Here is a 15,066-nt window from a genome sequence, read left to right as displayed (position 1 = left end):
CTAGCAATTGATTGCAATAAGCACAGGAAATCTTGGGAAAATACCCTATGGATTCAATAGAGTCATCCTTACAATGAATAGTACAGACAATGTTTAAAGACGTATGCAATCCATTGAGCGGCTACAATTTGAAGGGGTGCTTAAACATGAATTTAGCAAAACGCAACTACTGGTCTCTAAGTGTTTTTAATTTCGCTTATCTGTTTACATGGTCTGCCGCCATGTCTTTTTTTGTCATTTGGCTGGGACAAAGCCTGGGAATTTCAGAAACCTACACAGGATTTCTATATGCGGCGAACTCTATCGTCGCCTTGATCATGCAGCCCCTGTTTGGTTACTTATCTGACAAGCTGGGCTTGAGAAAACATTTGCTGTACATACTCTTTACAATCCTTTTGCTCGTCGGGCCCTTTTTTATCTATGTGTACGGTCCATTGCTTCAAACACAGTTCGTCATTGGTGCCATTGTCGGTGCACTATTTATCGGCCTGGTGTTTAATGCCGGTAATGGTGTTGTCGATTCTTATATGGACAAGGTATCGCGCAAATACGGTTTTGAATACGGACGGGTCCGTATGTGGGGCTCACTCGGGTGGGCGGCCGCTACTTTTGTTGCCGGACGGGTCATCAATATCAATGTAAATCTGACCTTCTGGATTGCCTCCGTATCTGCCATTGTTGCCATGATTTGCATTTTTCTAACCAAAGTCGAAATTTCCGGACAGGAGCAGCAGAAAACAGAATCGTTGAAGCTCATTGATGTACTGCATCTCGTACGCACCACTAAGTTCTGGTTTTTGATGCTATTCATGGTTGGCGTGACCCAAATTTATGAGGTATATGACCAGCAATTTGCCACCTATTTCGTATCTCAGTTCAGTTCCAAAGCAGAGGGCAATCAATTCCTTGGTGATTTGAGCGCTGTGCAGGTATTTCTGGAATTTGTGTTCCTGTTTGTTACCCCATGGTTTGTAAACAAAACGACTGCCAAGTGGGCATTGATTATTGCCGGGACGATCATGTCGTTACGTATTATTGGTTCTTCACTGCCATTCGGTTCCATATGGGTGGCTGCGATGAAAATGATTCACTCCCTGGAGAAACCGCTTATTCTGGTAGCCATCTTCAAGTACATAATCGTTAATTTTGACCAGCGGTTATCGTCCACCATGTATCTCTTGTATTTGTTTATGGGCTCACTGGTAGTATCCATTTTCTCACCTATTGTCGGACATATGTATGAAGTTCTGAATTTCCCGATGACTTATGTTATTTTGGGTTCTATTGCAGGTCTATTCACCATCATCTCCTGCTTCACACTGACAGCTGACAAGAAGAATGGAGAGCGGTATTTAGAAGAACGCCGTAAACAGGATCTGAAAAGAGCAGCTAAAAAAGCTGAAGCCGTTCACTCATAATCTAATGGCAACAATAGCGGTAGTCTAGGACTTATTTTCCTCGTCCAGGGCTACCGCTAATTATTTTATATTTTGAATACAGACACCGTTTGATTCATCTCTTCCGCCCGCTTGGCAAGCATATTAGCACCTGCTGACACTTCCTCCATGGAGGCGGTAGTTTCCTCGACTACACTTGCGACAGTTTGAGTAGCATCTGCGGCCTGTTCGGAGATTTCAGCAATCTTCTTCATCGATTCCACCATAGAAACGGTTCCTTCATTTACGGATCTTGCTTCTACGGCCGCAGTGTCCACCTCACCGCTCACCTCTTCAACGGCACCGACAATTTCAGAAAAGACGTTACCGACACCTTCAACAAGCATCATGCCTTCATTTAGAGACTGAACACCTTCATTCATTGAAACTACAACTTCATCTGTTCTTAATGCGATTTCGTTGACCAGAGAAGAGATCTTACCCGTTGCTTCACTTGCTTGTGCCGACAAATTGCGTACTTCATAAGCGACAACTGCAAACCCTTTTCCATGTTCTCCCGCTCTTGCAGCTTCTATACTCGCATTGAGTGAGAGCAAGTTGGTGCGGGCTGCTATATCACTGATCATAGCTGTGATCTGTCTAATCTCCGCAGATTTTTCGCCTAGAATATTTACGACTTCAGCGGATTGAGTCACCTTGGTGTGCACATCTCTTATTTGAGAAACAGTGGAAGACATTTGGGTTTTCCCGTTGGTTGCTTTTTCTTGTGCTTGGGTTGTAAGATTCGCCACATTCACAAAGCGATTGGTGATGTTCTCTACACTTTTAGAAACGCCTACCGAATAATTCAGCGTTTCAGCAATATCTGCAAGCTGTGTTTGAGACCCCTCTGCGACTTGAGTGGCACTTATAGCTATCTGCTCAGTAGCAATGCTTGTCTGTTCCGCGCTGGCCGTTAACTGTTCTGCCGTAGAGGCAACCAGTAAGGAATTATCCACAACTTCCTTTAAAAGGTTGCGCAGCGAATCGCACATTTCATTAAAATCGGAAGCCAGCTCCCCGACCTCATCTTTTGATCGGACCTTAAGGGGTTCCACTTGCAGGTTCCCTCTCGTTACCAGCTTGATCTGTTCCGCTATTTTTAATATGGGCTTAGTAAACGATTGAGCCAGTAAAAAAGAACCGATAATTCCAAGGATCGTACATATGATAGTCAAGGAAATCATTAAAAGTCTGCCTGAATGGTAAGATTGGCTCGATTGATTAGCGGCATCCGTAGCATACTGCTCATTAAGTAGCTTCAGTTTATTTACATCATCTAAAGCTGCCTTATAAACTGAGGAATTTCCATGGATGATCATGTAGGCCATCACCTTGTCGTTTTCTTCCATGGCCGCAGAAACCACCTTTAGATGGCGAAGATACATTGCCCACTGACCATAAAAGTCGGTGAACAATTCTTTTTCCGCTGCCGTCGAGGCTAAACTTTGGTATTTATTTACACTCTTATCCATTGAAGCTGTAGCTTTGGTTAGTTCTTCTTGATAAGTACTGCGAACGGCTGCATCCTCTTCGATGATCATGCGAACGGTCAGTCTATCGATTTCTGTAATCTGCTTGTCCATACCTTGAAGAAGGATAACCGCAGGTAAAGACCTGTTATTTACCTTATCAGAAGCCTCCCCCATTTCCGACATCTTGATGACGCCTATAACACTTGAAAGGGACAGTACGATTACCAGTATGAGCGCTGCACTAATTATCTTTTTCTTTAACGTTAATTTAAACACCCTTATCTTCCTCCCGTAACTGTCTGGTATCATCCCTGCTGAGCTTTCCAGTATATGCGTATTTGGCGCAACAACTCTGCCTTATCTATCTTTCCACTGATATAGCTTTGGATAGACGCTCCTGTGATGCCTCCATGATCAGGTGGAAGGGTTGCCATAAACGGCAGCGTCTTTCCGCTCGACATATATGACTTGATCGATTTACTCAAGGGATCGGAAGGCACCAGGTCAATATTCTTGAACGCCGGTATAACATTGACCTTGTTTACCAAAAGTTCCTGTCCGGACTTTTCGTATACTAGCCAGTTTAAAAACTTCTTTGCTTCCTCTTGCTGCTGAGGTGTGGTAGTTGTGGAGTCGATGAATATATATTTTGTCACACCGACTGTGATCTTGGAATTGATAGGATCATCTGTATTATCATTTAGCGGAAGAGGCAAGAAACCGTATTCCTCATTTGCTGTATCATTGCTCTTTATTCCATTCCAAGCCCAGTTGCCCATAAACCAAAGCCCTACCTTGCCCTCTCCCAAAGCTTTGGATCCATCCTCATACGTACTGTCCAAAGGCGCGTGCTTATTGATGTTGTTATCCTTGAGCAGATCTAAAGTTTGTACCCATCCAGACATTATATTGTTTTGGGACAAATCGATGGAGTTGTTCTGCATACCTTTAACAAACTCTGGAACCCCCCCAGGTTGAACAGAATAAGCCAGAGCCAGAAGATGAGAACCAAGAGACCAGTCCATTGGTGAAAGCATGACCGGTGCTACTCCCGACTTCTGAATTTTAGCCATTAATGAATTCAGGCTGCTTCTACTGTTGACCGAGGAAGCATCAAAGGTCCCCCCTGCTGCTTTGTCCAACACTTTCTTATTGTAAATTAATCCGTAGCCTTCAACTGCAAATGGGAACCCCAACACAGTATCATTTTTCTTGACAGTATCGAGTCCATGTTCTATCGTATCGGCTACCCACTTTTCTTTGCTTAAATCAACAGCTTTATCCAGGAATGTCTGCGTGTCGCCCGGATCAAGCATTGACATGGTAGCTGGGCTTCCTGAACCGTACATCGACATCAACTTTTGATATGCAGATGTCCCCTCAGGAGCAGTTATAATCTCTAAAGATGCTTCAGGATGCTCTTGATTGTATTGTTTTGCTAATTCTTCTAGTTGGGTTTTTATTTCAGATTTGGAATTCAAAAGTGTAATCTTAGTCGTCTGCTGTGATACTGGTGAAGCCGAACAACCTATAAACATCATTAAACATACTAGAGAAATCGCAACTTTTAGCTGTTTTCTCATTAACTTTCCCCCTAAGGATGTACTTTGTAAATTTTATGAACAATATTCAATGTTATCGACATAATTCCCCAGGAAGATTAGAATTTTTTGGTTGGTAAATATCGGAATTCAATTAAATAGTACAAACTGGTTGTTACGTTAAGTTGATAAACAGGCAAGCGCAACAAACTTTATCCATTCGCGTCTTAATATGGTGGAAAATTACTAGGTAACAAATTTATCAAAAAAGGAGAAATCTTTTATGAACAAGGCATTCTTTGGAGCTTTTCTTGCTATCTTTTTATGTATTTCATCGTCCACTGTTTATGCAGCACAAAATCAAATCAAAGTTGACGGTGTAACGATTACATCTGATGTGAAGCCCGAAATGAAAAATAAGCGCGTCATGGTGCCTCTACGTGTTATGAGCGAAAGTTTGGGGGCTAACGTCGAATGGTCCGATTCCGAGGTGATCCTCGTTAAAAGCGAGATGAAAGTAAAATTAGCAATAAACAAAAGCACAGCGGAGAAAAACGGTAAAAAGATACCGCTTGATGTAAAACCATATACGAAAAATAATCGCACATATGTTCCACTTCGTTTTATTGCAGAGGCATTTGGCTGCAATGTCAATTACAGCAACTTTACAGTGACGGTGGATACTAAACCATTGCTCATCAACGGTGTTCAAGTAAAAGCACTTCAACAGGAATACCATATGATATTGGGCGGCGTAGTTCAGCAAATTCATGGCAATGCATATAATGAAACCATTTATAATATTTTCACAAAAAACAAAGGTGAAAAGGTCGAAGCACCTGAAAACTATTCTTGGAGCTTCACTATTGACACACCTGGGTCTTATTATAAAAATGCACAATACGATTTTTTAGATCAAAAGGGGAAAAGCTTAACTCGTTTTGATGTGTATTCTTTAATCCAGTCCTTTCCTTCCGAACTTTTAATCGGGTATCCCAAGTTTTTGATTCATGACGTATCCAAAAATGAGTGGTACTTGTTTAGCGATAGCGCAGCAAAATCTATTGATCAGTTAATTAATAATGCAACAAATAATGGATTTCTGAAGGTTATAAGTAATACAGTTGCATAAATTGGTTTTCTGATTATCATTTTCAAAAGATAAAAGGCGAATTCCCAGCTGAATAAAACAGCATGGGAACTCGCCTTGTTTGAAACCTGTACAAGCTCAACTCCTACTTTTACATAATAAGAGGTACGGGGAGTTATTTGTCCATCTGTAGCATTTCGGACTCATAGGACTGAAATGCATTTTCCATCCCCATTACTACATCTTTAATCTTCATATATCCCTTGGTATACGGCTCCGAATCACGAATTTCTTCCCACATATAGTGATATTGCTTCATATCCTCTGTTTCACATACAACGAAATCCGTATAGTCCTTTCCGGGCAGTGCTTCTGCATCGAAAAAACGAACCTGAACATGTTTGCTGTACTTCTGAATACGAGCCTGCAAGGCCCCCGCATGTTTACGGCGTTCTTCCCGAGGAAGAGCCAACCAAGAAGGGTAGAATTCCAGTAATACAATCATCATATAACGCATATGCCTATCTCCTTTTTAGTGAAACTTGAATGGATTTATCGTTATTGTACGCTGCTTGTCGCTAAGCCACATTAACATAGGTTAATGCAAATCGCTGCGCAGCAAACGACTAAGTGAAACGGGAGATACACCTATGTAAGAAGCTATATGGTATTGTGCAACTCGTTTGTCCAACCCGGGATACTTGAGAAGAAAGGCATCATAACGCTCCCTGGCAGAAAGATATAACAATTCGCGTTCCCGTTCCTCTTTGCGAATGTACAGTCTTTCTACGCTTTTACGCACGAATCTCTCCCACATATGGCTTGTATCCATAAGCTCCTTCAGTACATGATGTGGAATTTCAATAACAACCGAATCTTCCATGGCCTCAATCGTAAAGGTGGATGGTTTACCTTGAACCATAGCGCCATAAGAGGTTACATAATCATCTTCCGGTGAAAAACCAACATTATATTCTCTGCCATCTGCCAAAGTATAGAACAAACGGAATAATCCCTCCGAACAAAAATAAGCATGTTTCACAGGTTCCCCTGTTTCAATAAGATATGTCCCCTGCTGAACATGCCTCACACGGGTTTGCTCTACAAACCTGTTCCAATCCTGATCTATAATTGAGGCTTGATGAGCCATTTTTTCTAATGAACGATAATGTAATTGCATCACTTCCCCCCCCCCCCCACAAAACGCTGTGAAATCAAAGATATCTTCTGGACTATATAAGAAAACAGGGGTTATCCCTCAGGTCTGAGTAGACCTGCAGGACAACCCCCAGCGATGTGTTCTATCAGGCTTCCGTAGCATCCTCTTCCACGAAAAGAGACACCTTCCGTATACCGTCGGCTCCGATCACGACAAGTCCCTGATCCGACAAGCGAATTTCAGGGATAACGACCAATGCGAGCAGCGACAGTGTCATCAGCGCGTTGTTCAGCATGCAGCCGGCTTGCTGAAGTGCCCGGCTGATGCTTTCGGACTGCGCAGCCACCTCTGCAAACGGAGCTGGGGACATCAATCCGGCAATCGGAAGCGGGAAGCGCGTCTCACCCGAGGCGGATACGACCACCACGCCGCCACGTAGTGCAACGGCTTGCTTTGCCGCCTGAGTCATGAGCTCATCATCATTGCCGATGACGAGCAGGTTGTGGCTATCATGCGCTACGGTCATGGCAATTGCGGCCGGCTCAGTGAACCCTACGCCTGTCACAAGTGCCACCGCGTGGCTGCCACTGGCATGATGTCGCTCGAAAACAGCGATTTTGCACAAATCCTGTGCAGGATCTGATGCAACTTCGCCATGACGCACCGGAACGGTCATCCGTACTTCCTTCGTATCCACATGATTTTCCGTGACACGAATTACTCGTACAGGTACATTCCCCTCCTGTACTGGAGCCGCAATACGAAAATCAGCGGTACTCAGCTCTCGACCCAAATGGACCGTGTCCATCACTTCCGCAGGATAAACAAAGCCTTCCCAATCAGCGACCATTTGTCCGTACTCGGCTACCAGTTGGCCCGCCGCGATGGTAGCCGTCACATTCACTTCGGCCAAGCGGCCATCCAGCAATATAATATCGGCAATCGCACCGGGAATAATCGAGCCAATGTCCCGTGCCACGCCAAAGCGCTCTGCCGTATTCAGCGTTGCCATCTGAAAGGCCGTTACAGGCTTAACACCCTGCGCAATCGCATGACGCACCACGAAGTCCATCTGCCCTTCATGGAGCAGGGATTCCGCGCTGCGATCATCCGTCACCAGCATCATGCGGCGCGTATCGAGCCCCATTTCCGTGCTGGCACGGATCGTCTCGGCCACATCATGCCATGCGGAGCCTTGCCGCATCTTGGCATACATGCCGAGCCGGATACGCTCGGCTACATCCTCGGGCGTGACACATTCGTGATCGCCCGTAATTCCCGCGGCTGCATAGACTGGCAGCCGCCAATCATCGGATGCCCATGTAAAATGGCCATCCGCCACCTTGCCGGCGCGCAGCGTAGCCTGAATTTCCCCGATCATCACATCGTCCCCATAGACGACGCCAGGGAAATTCATAACTTCGCCCAGCCCGATCATATCCGGGCCCCAGCTTAGAGCCTCTGCCACTTCCGCCGGACCAAAAGAGGCACCTGTCGTTTCCAGCTCCGGGCCTGTGGAAGGCACGCAGGAAGCTACCTGCATGTAAGCAGCCAGCGGTGTCGTGCGTGCTTCGTCCAGCATCAGGCGAAGCCCTTTTAGACCCAGCACATTGGAAATTTCATGTGGGTCAAAAAAACCGCCCGTCACACCCAGCGGCAGTACAGCCTTCGCGAATTCAGTCACGGTGAGCTGTGTACTTTCAATATGACAATGTCCATCCAGCAGACCCGGTGCCATATAACGACCTTCCGCTTCAATAATTACGGTGTCTTCTCCAATCGTATGGCTAACGTCTCTACCGACGTAGGCAATACGAGAACCTTGCACAGCAATAGACATGCCCGGTAACAATTCGCCCGATACCACATTGACCAGCGTTCCTCCGCGGATCACCAGCGATGCCTTGCGCTCCCCTCTAGCTGTAGCTATCAACTCGGGTACACAGTCCGCCAGCGGCGGGCGTTGAAATACTCTCTTCATGTCCATTACGTTTGTAACCTCCGTTTATGCTTCTAACCTGTTTGGCTTATTTGCTTATGTTACTGGAATACGCTCAATAATGCCAGCCGCCGTTAGAAAACACGGTCACTTTATTCCACTTTACGGATATACGTGTCCGATTTCTGTGAGCTTACAAATGGCGTAATTTCCCCTATGCTATATATGTGCAGCAAATGCATCGCTCGCGTACAAGCCGTGTAGAACAATTTACGCTCACTTTCACGCTGATATTCTTGGGCCGATCCGTCATAAATAAGGACTGCATCAAACTCCACACCTTTCGCCAGATAAGCCGGGATGATGTGAATCCCCTTTTCAAAAGCAGGAGTTGTTTTCTTAATTAATTTTGGCTTTACTGGCAGTTGTCCTTCCAGTGCTTCGTAGGTCGCTGCGCTTTCATCAGCATTTTTACAGATCACCGCAATGGATTCATAGCCCTCTGCCAGCAATTTGGTAACCTTCCCAGCAATCAGTTGATGCAGCTTCTCACGCGAGTTCACCTCGGTGACTAACGGCTTCTCCCCCTTACGGTTAAACGGAACAATATGCTCCCCTCCTGCTACCATCCCTCGGGTAAACTCTACAATCTCCTGTGTCGAACGATAGCTGCGTGTCAGGGAAATCATCTCGGTCTGTTCTGCTCCATACAGGTCATACAATGGTTCTGCATCCTGAAGCACCGAAGCATGGGCGTAGATGGCCTGATTAAAATCGCCCAGTGCCGTCATTTTAGCCTGAGGAAATAATCGTTTGAAGAAAGCCAGCTGAAATGGTGAATAGTCCTGTGCTTCGTCAATAAACACATGACGAATGTTGCTATTGGAACGGAAGCCTAGCATCAGCTCACGCAAATATAAAAAGGGCGTCACATCCTCATACGCTAATTCTCCAGCTTGAATGCGTTTCAGAGTTTGCCGACTAATTTCACTCCAGTGGACAGGTAGCTCTGCATGATTGGACAGTTGGCTTAATAGGGTCTCGTTCATAAACAGTTCGCTGTATAGGCGAGTTGTGTCTACGAAGCGAAGTGCCTTAATCCACTTGCGCAGGGGCTTTAAGCGGTCACTGACTACCATCCGTGCCAATATTTCTCTTTCACGCTTAAAATCATCGAAGGTATCGCCTTTATTCTTGGATTTACGGCGCATGCGGTTATATGCCCGCTGATAATCCTCTGGCTCCATCAGATCCATCTGCTGGTCTACCCAAGGAGCGGCGCATTCTTCCTTGCCAAAGCGAGCCAGCTCTTTGAGCATCCAATCGCGCAGCAGTTCCAATCGGTTTGCCAGCCGCACAGCCGAGTCGAATTCATAGAACTTACCTGCCATTTGCTCGACTGAAATCACCTCACGTCCCTGAAAACGAACAGGTTTAAAATGCATCCCCTCCTGTTCTAGGTGTGCCTTATAGCCTGTAATCACATGCAAAAACGTCTTGGATGACTTAAAGCGAATACCTTCCATCCTAGCTTCATACCCAGGCTGGGACGATGCAGATAGCACATACTCCAGCTGCTCAAATGGATCTTCTAGCTGAAACTCCCGGCCCAAACGCCGCTCCAAATATTCCTGAAACGTAGCCTGAAGCATATTTTCCTCACCCAATTCAGGCAATACTGTCGAAACATAACTGTTGAACATGGGGTTGGGCGAAAATAACACGACCTGATCCGCACGCAAGCGATCCCGATACTTATATAGCAAATACGCTACTCTCTGAAGCGCAGCAGAGGTTTTACCGCTTCCCGCTGCCCCCTGAACAATAAGCATACGACTTCGATCATCACGGATAATGCGATTCTGCTCCTTTTGAATGGTAGCGACAATGCTTTTCATTTGAGCATCCGAGCTCCGGCTTAATACGGCTTGAAGGAGTTCGTCTCCAATAGTCACCCCTGTATCAAACATAAAGCGGATCTGTCCATCACGGATCGAGAATTGACGTTTGAGCGTCAGTTCTCCTTCCATCTCCCCTGCTGGGGTCTTATAAGAAGCGGGGCCTGGCATATTATCGTAATACAGATTCGAAATAGGCGCGCGCCAGTCGTAGATTAGAAATTCCTCATCCTGATTATCCAGCAGCGAGGCAATCCCCAGATAAATACGCTCCGCAGCCTGCCCTTCCTCTGCAAAATCAATGCGTGCAAAATAGGGTGAGTCCAGCAACTTTTTCAAACGGCCTAACGCCTCAGTGGAATGCTTGTGTCTTCGTTCCCGTTCAGACAAAATCTCAGACTGCTGCCGCAAACTGGTGGACGTCTCGCCCACATCATCCGCCTCACTGAAATTGATCGTTACCTCATCCCAGAAGTCTTTACGCATATCGACGACATCGCCGCGCACAGAACCAACCTCTGTCTCCAGCTTCCGAATTCGGCCGCTAATGACTGTAGTCACATCTTCTACTCTTCGTTGTTCCTCATTCCATTGCTGCTCAGTAGTCACTGACATCGCTCCTGTTCCGTTTCCTCCTGCTCCGTGCAGGGCTCCCTTGTGTACAAACTATGGCTCTATTATGGACCCGGGCATACTCTTCACATCCCCCTGATCCGTGAAAATTGACTATTCCTTTGAAGCATGCTATAATATAATAGTAAGTGTGTTAACAACTTATGCAACACGGCTTTACTATGTAAAACATAGCATCCTCTATTGTAGCAAGTTCAGTCCCTGTTCGCAACCAGCGGGCTTTTTTTGTGTTTTCTGGCAACCTTCCATTAGCCTGTTCCTATATCCTTAAATTCATTACATAAAAAAGCGACCGTCCATCGGATTGATGAATGCGGTCGCTCTCTTTTTTTCAAAATTGGCCTATCGACTCTCTTCCACAGGATGAATATGATCGGCCAGTCTGCTCAATCGCTCCAGCTGATGACCATAGTCATACATCGTCGCAGCTACAATGGAAAGCCGCAGCATTCCCTCCTGACAATGGTCAAAACGTGTAATGGCCTGCTTCATAAATTCACCGTTGGCCTGCTCAAACAATTCACTTTCTTCCTCATTGGGTTTGAGCTTATTTTCAAATTTCAGCAGAGCGTGCTCGTGGAAACGAATCAGCCGCTCCAGATGGTCGTCAAAAAATGCATCTGTTCCCTTTGGACGTAAAGACTGGAAGTAGTGCCTTTCCACCGCGTCCAACACCTCGTATCCTTTATGCAAACTTTCAAGCATTTGTTTGTATACGACCATTTGTCTCGTCTGGCTAAACTTGTTGCGCTTGAGCTTTTTCTGCTCCTCCTCGAACAAATGATATTTGTCCGACAGTGATTTAATGGCTCCCTCTAAATTTCCTTTTTCCTCTCTAAAGACAGACTCCTTAATCTCGTCGGAAATGGCAGTTCGCAGCAGCAACGACATGCTGTTAAATACATTTTGAATCTGGTTGTTAAACTGCCTCTTCGGTTTGGGAGGAAAAACGGTAATGTTGATGACAAAAGCAGACACAATCCCGATCAGAGTCAGCGCAAAGCGGGTAACCGCAAATTTCCAGTCTCCTGAAGCTTCCATGACAGAAACCACAGTCACAAGTGTCAATCCCACCGTATCCGCCATGTTTATTTTCAGACATATCATAAGTACCAATACACATACCAATCCGACCGCAATCGGCTCATTTGAAAATACCATTCCGCCCAGCAACGCCATAATCGCACCTAATGTGCTTGTTTGGAGTTGATCCAGAAAATAACGCCACGACCTATATATCGACGGTTGCATGGCAAAAATAGCGGCTATCGCTGCCCCCACAGGCGAATGGGTGTTCAAAAGCGTGCTCAGAAAAAGGGCGAGCGTCACTGCGATTCCCGTTTTTAACACCCGTGCTCCAAAAGCCAAAGCCATCCCTCCTGCTTACCCTTCAAATTTATTCATACCGAATTACTATAATGAAATTTCAAGACAAAGTCCATGTTTTATTATTACCCCAAACCATCAAAGATCAGGAATAATTATGAAATGTATAGTGCCTGCTAGAATACATATCAACAGAATTCCTCTATATGCATCAGCATCACAGGAAGAACTCATCATGCTATGGATTAGAAAATACTGGAATAAACCTGAAAGGGCCCGTCCCATGGGCAACTTTTACAAAACCCGGCAAGCCCGTAAACAAAATCATGACACAATAAAAGCCGGAGCCTCCAAGCGGACTCCCCTGGAACGTCATAGGATAAATGAGAATGGCGGAGGAGGAATGAAGGCATGCTTCGAGTGGCATTATTTACAGACACATATACGCCTGATGTCAATGGCGCTGCTCTGACACTGGAACGATGGATTGGCTATTTGGAGACGCATGGGGTATCTACACTTGTCTTTGCCCCGGAGGCAGACCATCATCTGTCTTCTGGACCGGGCGTGGAGCGATTTCGAAGTATTCCCTTTTTATTGTACCGGGAATGCAGACTCGCGATCCCTAATGCCAAACAAATTAACGAGCGCCTGTCAGCCTTTTCCCCGCATTTAATTCATGTTGCTACTCCGTTTAACCTGGGCTTGTACGGAACAAGCTACGCTGCCAAACATCATATTCCACTCGTCGCCTCCTATCACACCCACTTTGATAAGTACCTCGAATATTACAAGCTTCGCTGGCTTGAACCCGCGCTATGGAAATACATGCTCTGGTTTCATAGACATTGTGAAAGGATGTATGTCCCCTCCCGGTCAACCCTGGAATTGTTGCGCAATAAAGGAATGGGACAGCTCGAAATCTGGGGTAGAGGCATTGATACCGACCGCTTCCAGCCCACAGTGAATCGCGAAGCGATATGGGAAAAATGGGGCGTTCGCGCAGACGCATTTGTTATTTTGTATGTTGGCAGACTTGCACCGGAAAAGGGGATCGACACGTTGCTGGACTCCTATCTCCAGTTACCCGACGATGTCCGCGCAGGCGCTGTGCTGGTCATTGCAGGAGACGGCCCATTATTTGAGTTCAGAACTGCAACAGACATCGGGGTGCCAGAGCACGCCGTCCATTGGCTTGGTTTTGTGAAAGGACCGGAATTAGCAGAATTGTACGCTGCAGCCGATGTATTTCTATTTCCCTCCACTACAGAAACCTTTGGTAATGTCGTTTTGGAGGCTATGGCCAGCGGCACACCCGTGATCGGCGCAAATGAAGGCGGGGTGAAAGATAATGTAATCCATGGGAAAACGGGGTTACTGTGTCCAGCTGGGGACGCCGCTGCCTTTGCCAAAGCTGTACATCTGTTGTACGAGGATGCCTCACTTTGCAACTTTCTGTCCAGAACCGGTAGAGCATACTGCCTGGAGCAGACATGGGATCGTATTTTTGAGCGGCTGCTGGACAGCTACATGGAGGCAGCGACTCTGCATCTCGACAGTCGACCGGTGACGCGAATATAATCCTCAACAAAATTCAAAACTACGGTAATAAAAAGCGTCTAAAAAAGAAACCCTGCTACACTTTTAGCTGTTTGAGCAGCTTGTTATGTACCCCGCTTAACAAAATCACCGCTGTCAGGGCACCGATGAACGCAAGGAGCATATCCCATTGAGTATCCCATACATCTCCCTGTGTCCCCAAAAAGGCTTCTGCTGCCGTACCGGTTGCTTTGGCTACAGCAAACTCAATCAGTTCGTATCCAGCACTGATCGCAAGACACACGCTAACCGTTAGAAAAGTGAGCCAGCTCCCGCTTCCCAGAGCTGTCTTACGCAGCAGTACTTCCCTAACAATGAGTGCAGGCACAAAACCTTGGACAAAATGCCCAAGTCGATCATAATAATTGCGCTCCAGCCCAAACGTATCCCGAATCCAGTTAAACAGCGGCATTTCGGCATAGGTGTAGTGCCCACCGACAATCAGGATCAGTGCATGTAGCCAGATCAGGGTGTATACCAGATTGGTAAAACGAAATCGTCGGTAAAAAGTTGTCAGTAATACAGCCCCCAAAACCGCCGGGAGAACTTCCAGTACCCATGTAAAATAATCCGCTGGGCGAATCAAGGACCAAACGAGGGCAAGCACCATCAGTACAAGTAAAACAAGCGGATAGCGATCATTTTTAGACCATGCCGTTGTCTGGTTCATACATCATTCCTCCTGAGCCCAAAGCTCTATCCTTTATCCAATACAATATGTTTGACCCGCCCAACCTGTCCGTCTGTCAAACGCACTTTGATTCCATGTGGATGACGCGGGGAGTTGGTCAAAATATCCTTCACCGTTCCTCGCGTCAGCTTCCCCGTAAGCTGATCCTTTTTAAGCACAATATCCACCTGAAGACCAGCGCGAATATCCGATCGATTCTGTCCATTCATTGTGGCTATTCCTCCTTCGTGTTTACATTATTATCTTATGATGATATTCAACCACTCAGCCCCATCGTAA

Annotated in this window: 12 protein-coding genes; 3 read left to right on the top strand and 9 right to left on the bottom strand. The window is 46.0% G+C overall.

Annotation, left to right across the window (positions count from 1 at the left end):
• Positions 1-146 precede the first annotated feature (146 nt).
• A complete protein-coding gene (locus tag FKV70_RS11395; protein WP_142612906.1) occupies positions 147-1,418 on the top strand; it encodes an oligosaccharide MFS transporter in 1,272 nt (423 codons plus the stop codon).
• Positions 1,419-1,483: 65 nt separating this feature from the next.
• Here the strand turns inward: FKV70_RS11395 and FKV70_RS11390 are convergent, their stop codons facing one another.
• Together FKV70_RS11390 and FKV70_RS11385 are read right to left on the bottom strand one after the other, a co-directional pair.
• Positions 1,484-3,187, bottom strand: a complete 1,704-nt coding sequence (locus FKV70_RS11390) for a methyl-accepting chemotaxis protein (RefSeq protein WP_063209110.1) — start codon at positions 3,185-3,187, stop codon at positions 1,484-1,486.
• Between the two features lie 29 nt (positions 3,188-3,216).
• A complete protein-coding gene (locus tag FKV70_RS11385; protein WP_142612905.1) occupies positions 3,217-4,494 on the bottom strand; it encodes an ABC transporter substrate-binding protein in 1,278 nt (425 codons plus the stop codon).
• 241 nt (positions 4,495-4,735) lie between these two features.
• On the opposite strand from FKV70_RS11385, the gene FKV70_RS11380 reads away from it, so the two are divergent.
• Positions 4,736-5,584 carry a copper amine oxidase N-terminal domain-containing protein gene (locus tag FKV70_RS11380; RefSeq protein ID WP_142612904.1) on the top strand — a complete coding sequence of 283 codons (849 nt, stop codon included), beginning with the start codon at positions 4,736-4,738 and terminating at the stop codon, positions 5,582-5,584.
• Positions 5,585-5,717: 133 nt separating this feature from the next.
• On the opposite strand, the gene FKV70_RS11375 is transcribed toward FKV70_RS11380, so the two are convergent.
• The 5 genes from FKV70_RS11375 to FKV70_RS11355 all read right to left on the bottom strand — a co-directional run bounded on the left by FKV70_RS11375 (position 5,718) and on the right by FKV70_RS11355 (position 12,545).
• Positions 5,718-6,059: a darcynin family protein gene (locus tag FKV70_RS11375; RefSeq protein WP_142612903.1), complete on the bottom strand. Its 342-nt coding sequence runs from the start codon at positions 6,057-6,059 to the stop codon at positions 5,718-5,720.
• Between the two features lie 81 nt (positions 6,060-6,140).
• Entirely contained in the window at positions 6,141-6,722 is a 582-nt protein-coding gene (locus tag FKV70_RS11370; RefSeq protein WP_142613103.1) for a Crp/Fnr family transcriptional regulator, read from the bottom strand.
• A gap of 124 nt (positions 6,723-6,846) precedes the next feature.
• On the bottom strand, positions 6,847-8,688 hold the full coding sequence (locus tag FKV70_RS11365; protein WP_142612902.1) for an adenine deaminase: 1,842 nt from the start codon (positions 8,686-8,688) through the stop codon (positions 6,847-6,849).
• Between the two features lie 104 nt (positions 8,689-8,792).
• On the bottom strand, positions 8,793-11,153 hold the full coding sequence (gene helD / locus FKV70_RS11360; protein WP_244310714.1) for an RNA polymerase recycling motor HelD: 2,361 nt from the start codon (positions 11,151-11,153) through the stop codon (positions 8,793-8,795).
• 360 nt (positions 11,154-11,513) lie between these two features.
• Positions 11,514-12,545, bottom strand: a complete 1,032-nt coding sequence (locus FKV70_RS11355) for an FUSC family protein (RefSeq protein ID WP_196771827.1) — start codon at positions 12,543-12,545, stop codon at positions 11,514-11,516.
• A gap of 363 nt (positions 12,546-12,908) precedes the next feature.
• On the opposite strand from FKV70_RS11355, the gene FKV70_RS11345 reads away from it, so the two are divergent.
• Entirely contained in the window at positions 12,909-14,078 is a 1,170-nt protein-coding gene (locus FKV70_RS11345) for a glycosyltransferase family 4 protein (protein WP_142612899.1), read from the top strand.
• A gap of 55 nt (positions 14,079-14,133) precedes the next feature.
• On the opposite strand, the gene FKV70_RS11340 is transcribed toward FKV70_RS11345, so the two are convergent.
• Positions 14,134-14,766, bottom strand: coding sequence for a DUF2238 domain-containing protein (locus FKV70_RS11340; protein WP_142612898.1), 633 nt, complete (start codon positions 14,764-14,766; stop codon positions 14,134-14,136).
• Between the two features lie 26 nt (positions 14,767-14,792).
• Positions 14,793-14,996: a YwbE family protein gene (locus tag FKV70_RS11335; protein WP_142612897.1), complete on the bottom strand. Its 204-nt coding sequence runs from the start codon at positions 14,994-14,996 to the stop codon at positions 14,793-14,795.
• Between the last annotated feature and the right edge of the window lie 70 nt (positions 14,997-15,066).

It is taken from the genome of Paenibacillus ottowii (genome assembly GCF_006874425.1).
GTDB classification, from domain to species: Bacteria; Bacillota; Bacilli; order Paenibacillales; family Paenibacillaceae; genus Paenibacillus; species Paenibacillus ottowii.
The sequence above is the reverse complement of the archived record's forward strand: the minus strand, read 5'-3'. Positions and strand labels throughout refer to the sequence as shown.

Excerpts from the sequence above, each read along its gene's own strand:
- FKV70_RS11395 (WP_142612906.1), top strand. The coding sequence starts at position 147 with ATGAATTTAGCAAAACGCAACTACTGGTCTCTAAGTGTTTTTAATTTC.
- FKV70_RS11385 (WP_142612905.1), bottom strand. The coding sequence starts at position 4,494 with ATGAGAAAACAGCTAAAAGTTGCGATTTCTCTAGTATGTTTAATGATG.
- FKV70_RS11380 (WP_142612904.1), top strand. The coding sequence starts at position 4,736 with ATGAACAAGGCATTCTTTGGAGCTTTTCTTGCTATCTTTTTATGTATT.
- FKV70_RS11375 (WP_142612903.1), bottom strand. The coding sequence starts at position 6,059 with ATGCGTTATATGATGATTGTATTACTGGAATTCTACCCTTCTTGGTTG.
- FKV70_RS11370 (WP_142613103.1), bottom strand. The coding sequence starts at position 6,722 with ATGCAATTACATTATCGTTCATTAGAAAAAATGGCTCATCAAGCCTCA.
- FKV70_RS11365 (WP_142612902.1), bottom strand. The coding sequence starts at position 8,688 with ATGGACATGAAGAGAGTATTTCAACGCCCGCCGCTGGCGGACTGTGTA.
- helD (WP_244310714.1), bottom strand. The coding sequence starts at position 11,153 with ATGTCAGTGACTACTGAGCAGCAATGGAATGAGGAACAACGAAGAGTA.
- FKV70_RS11355 (WP_196771827.1), bottom strand. The coding sequence starts at position 12,545 with ATGGCTTTGGCTTTTGGAGCACGGGTGTTAAAAACGGGAATCGCAGTG.
- FKV70_RS11345 (WP_142612899.1), top strand. The coding sequence starts at position 12,909 with ATGCTTCGAGTGGCATTATTTACAGACACATATACGCCTGATGTCAAT.
- FKV70_RS11340 (WP_142612898.1), bottom strand. The coding sequence starts at position 14,766 with ATGAACCAGACAACGGCATGGTCTAAAAATGATCGCTATCCGCTTGTT.
- FKV70_RS11335 (WP_142612897.1), bottom strand. The coding sequence starts at position 14,996 with ATGAATGGACAGAATCGATCGGATATTCGCGCTGGTCTTCAGGTGGAT.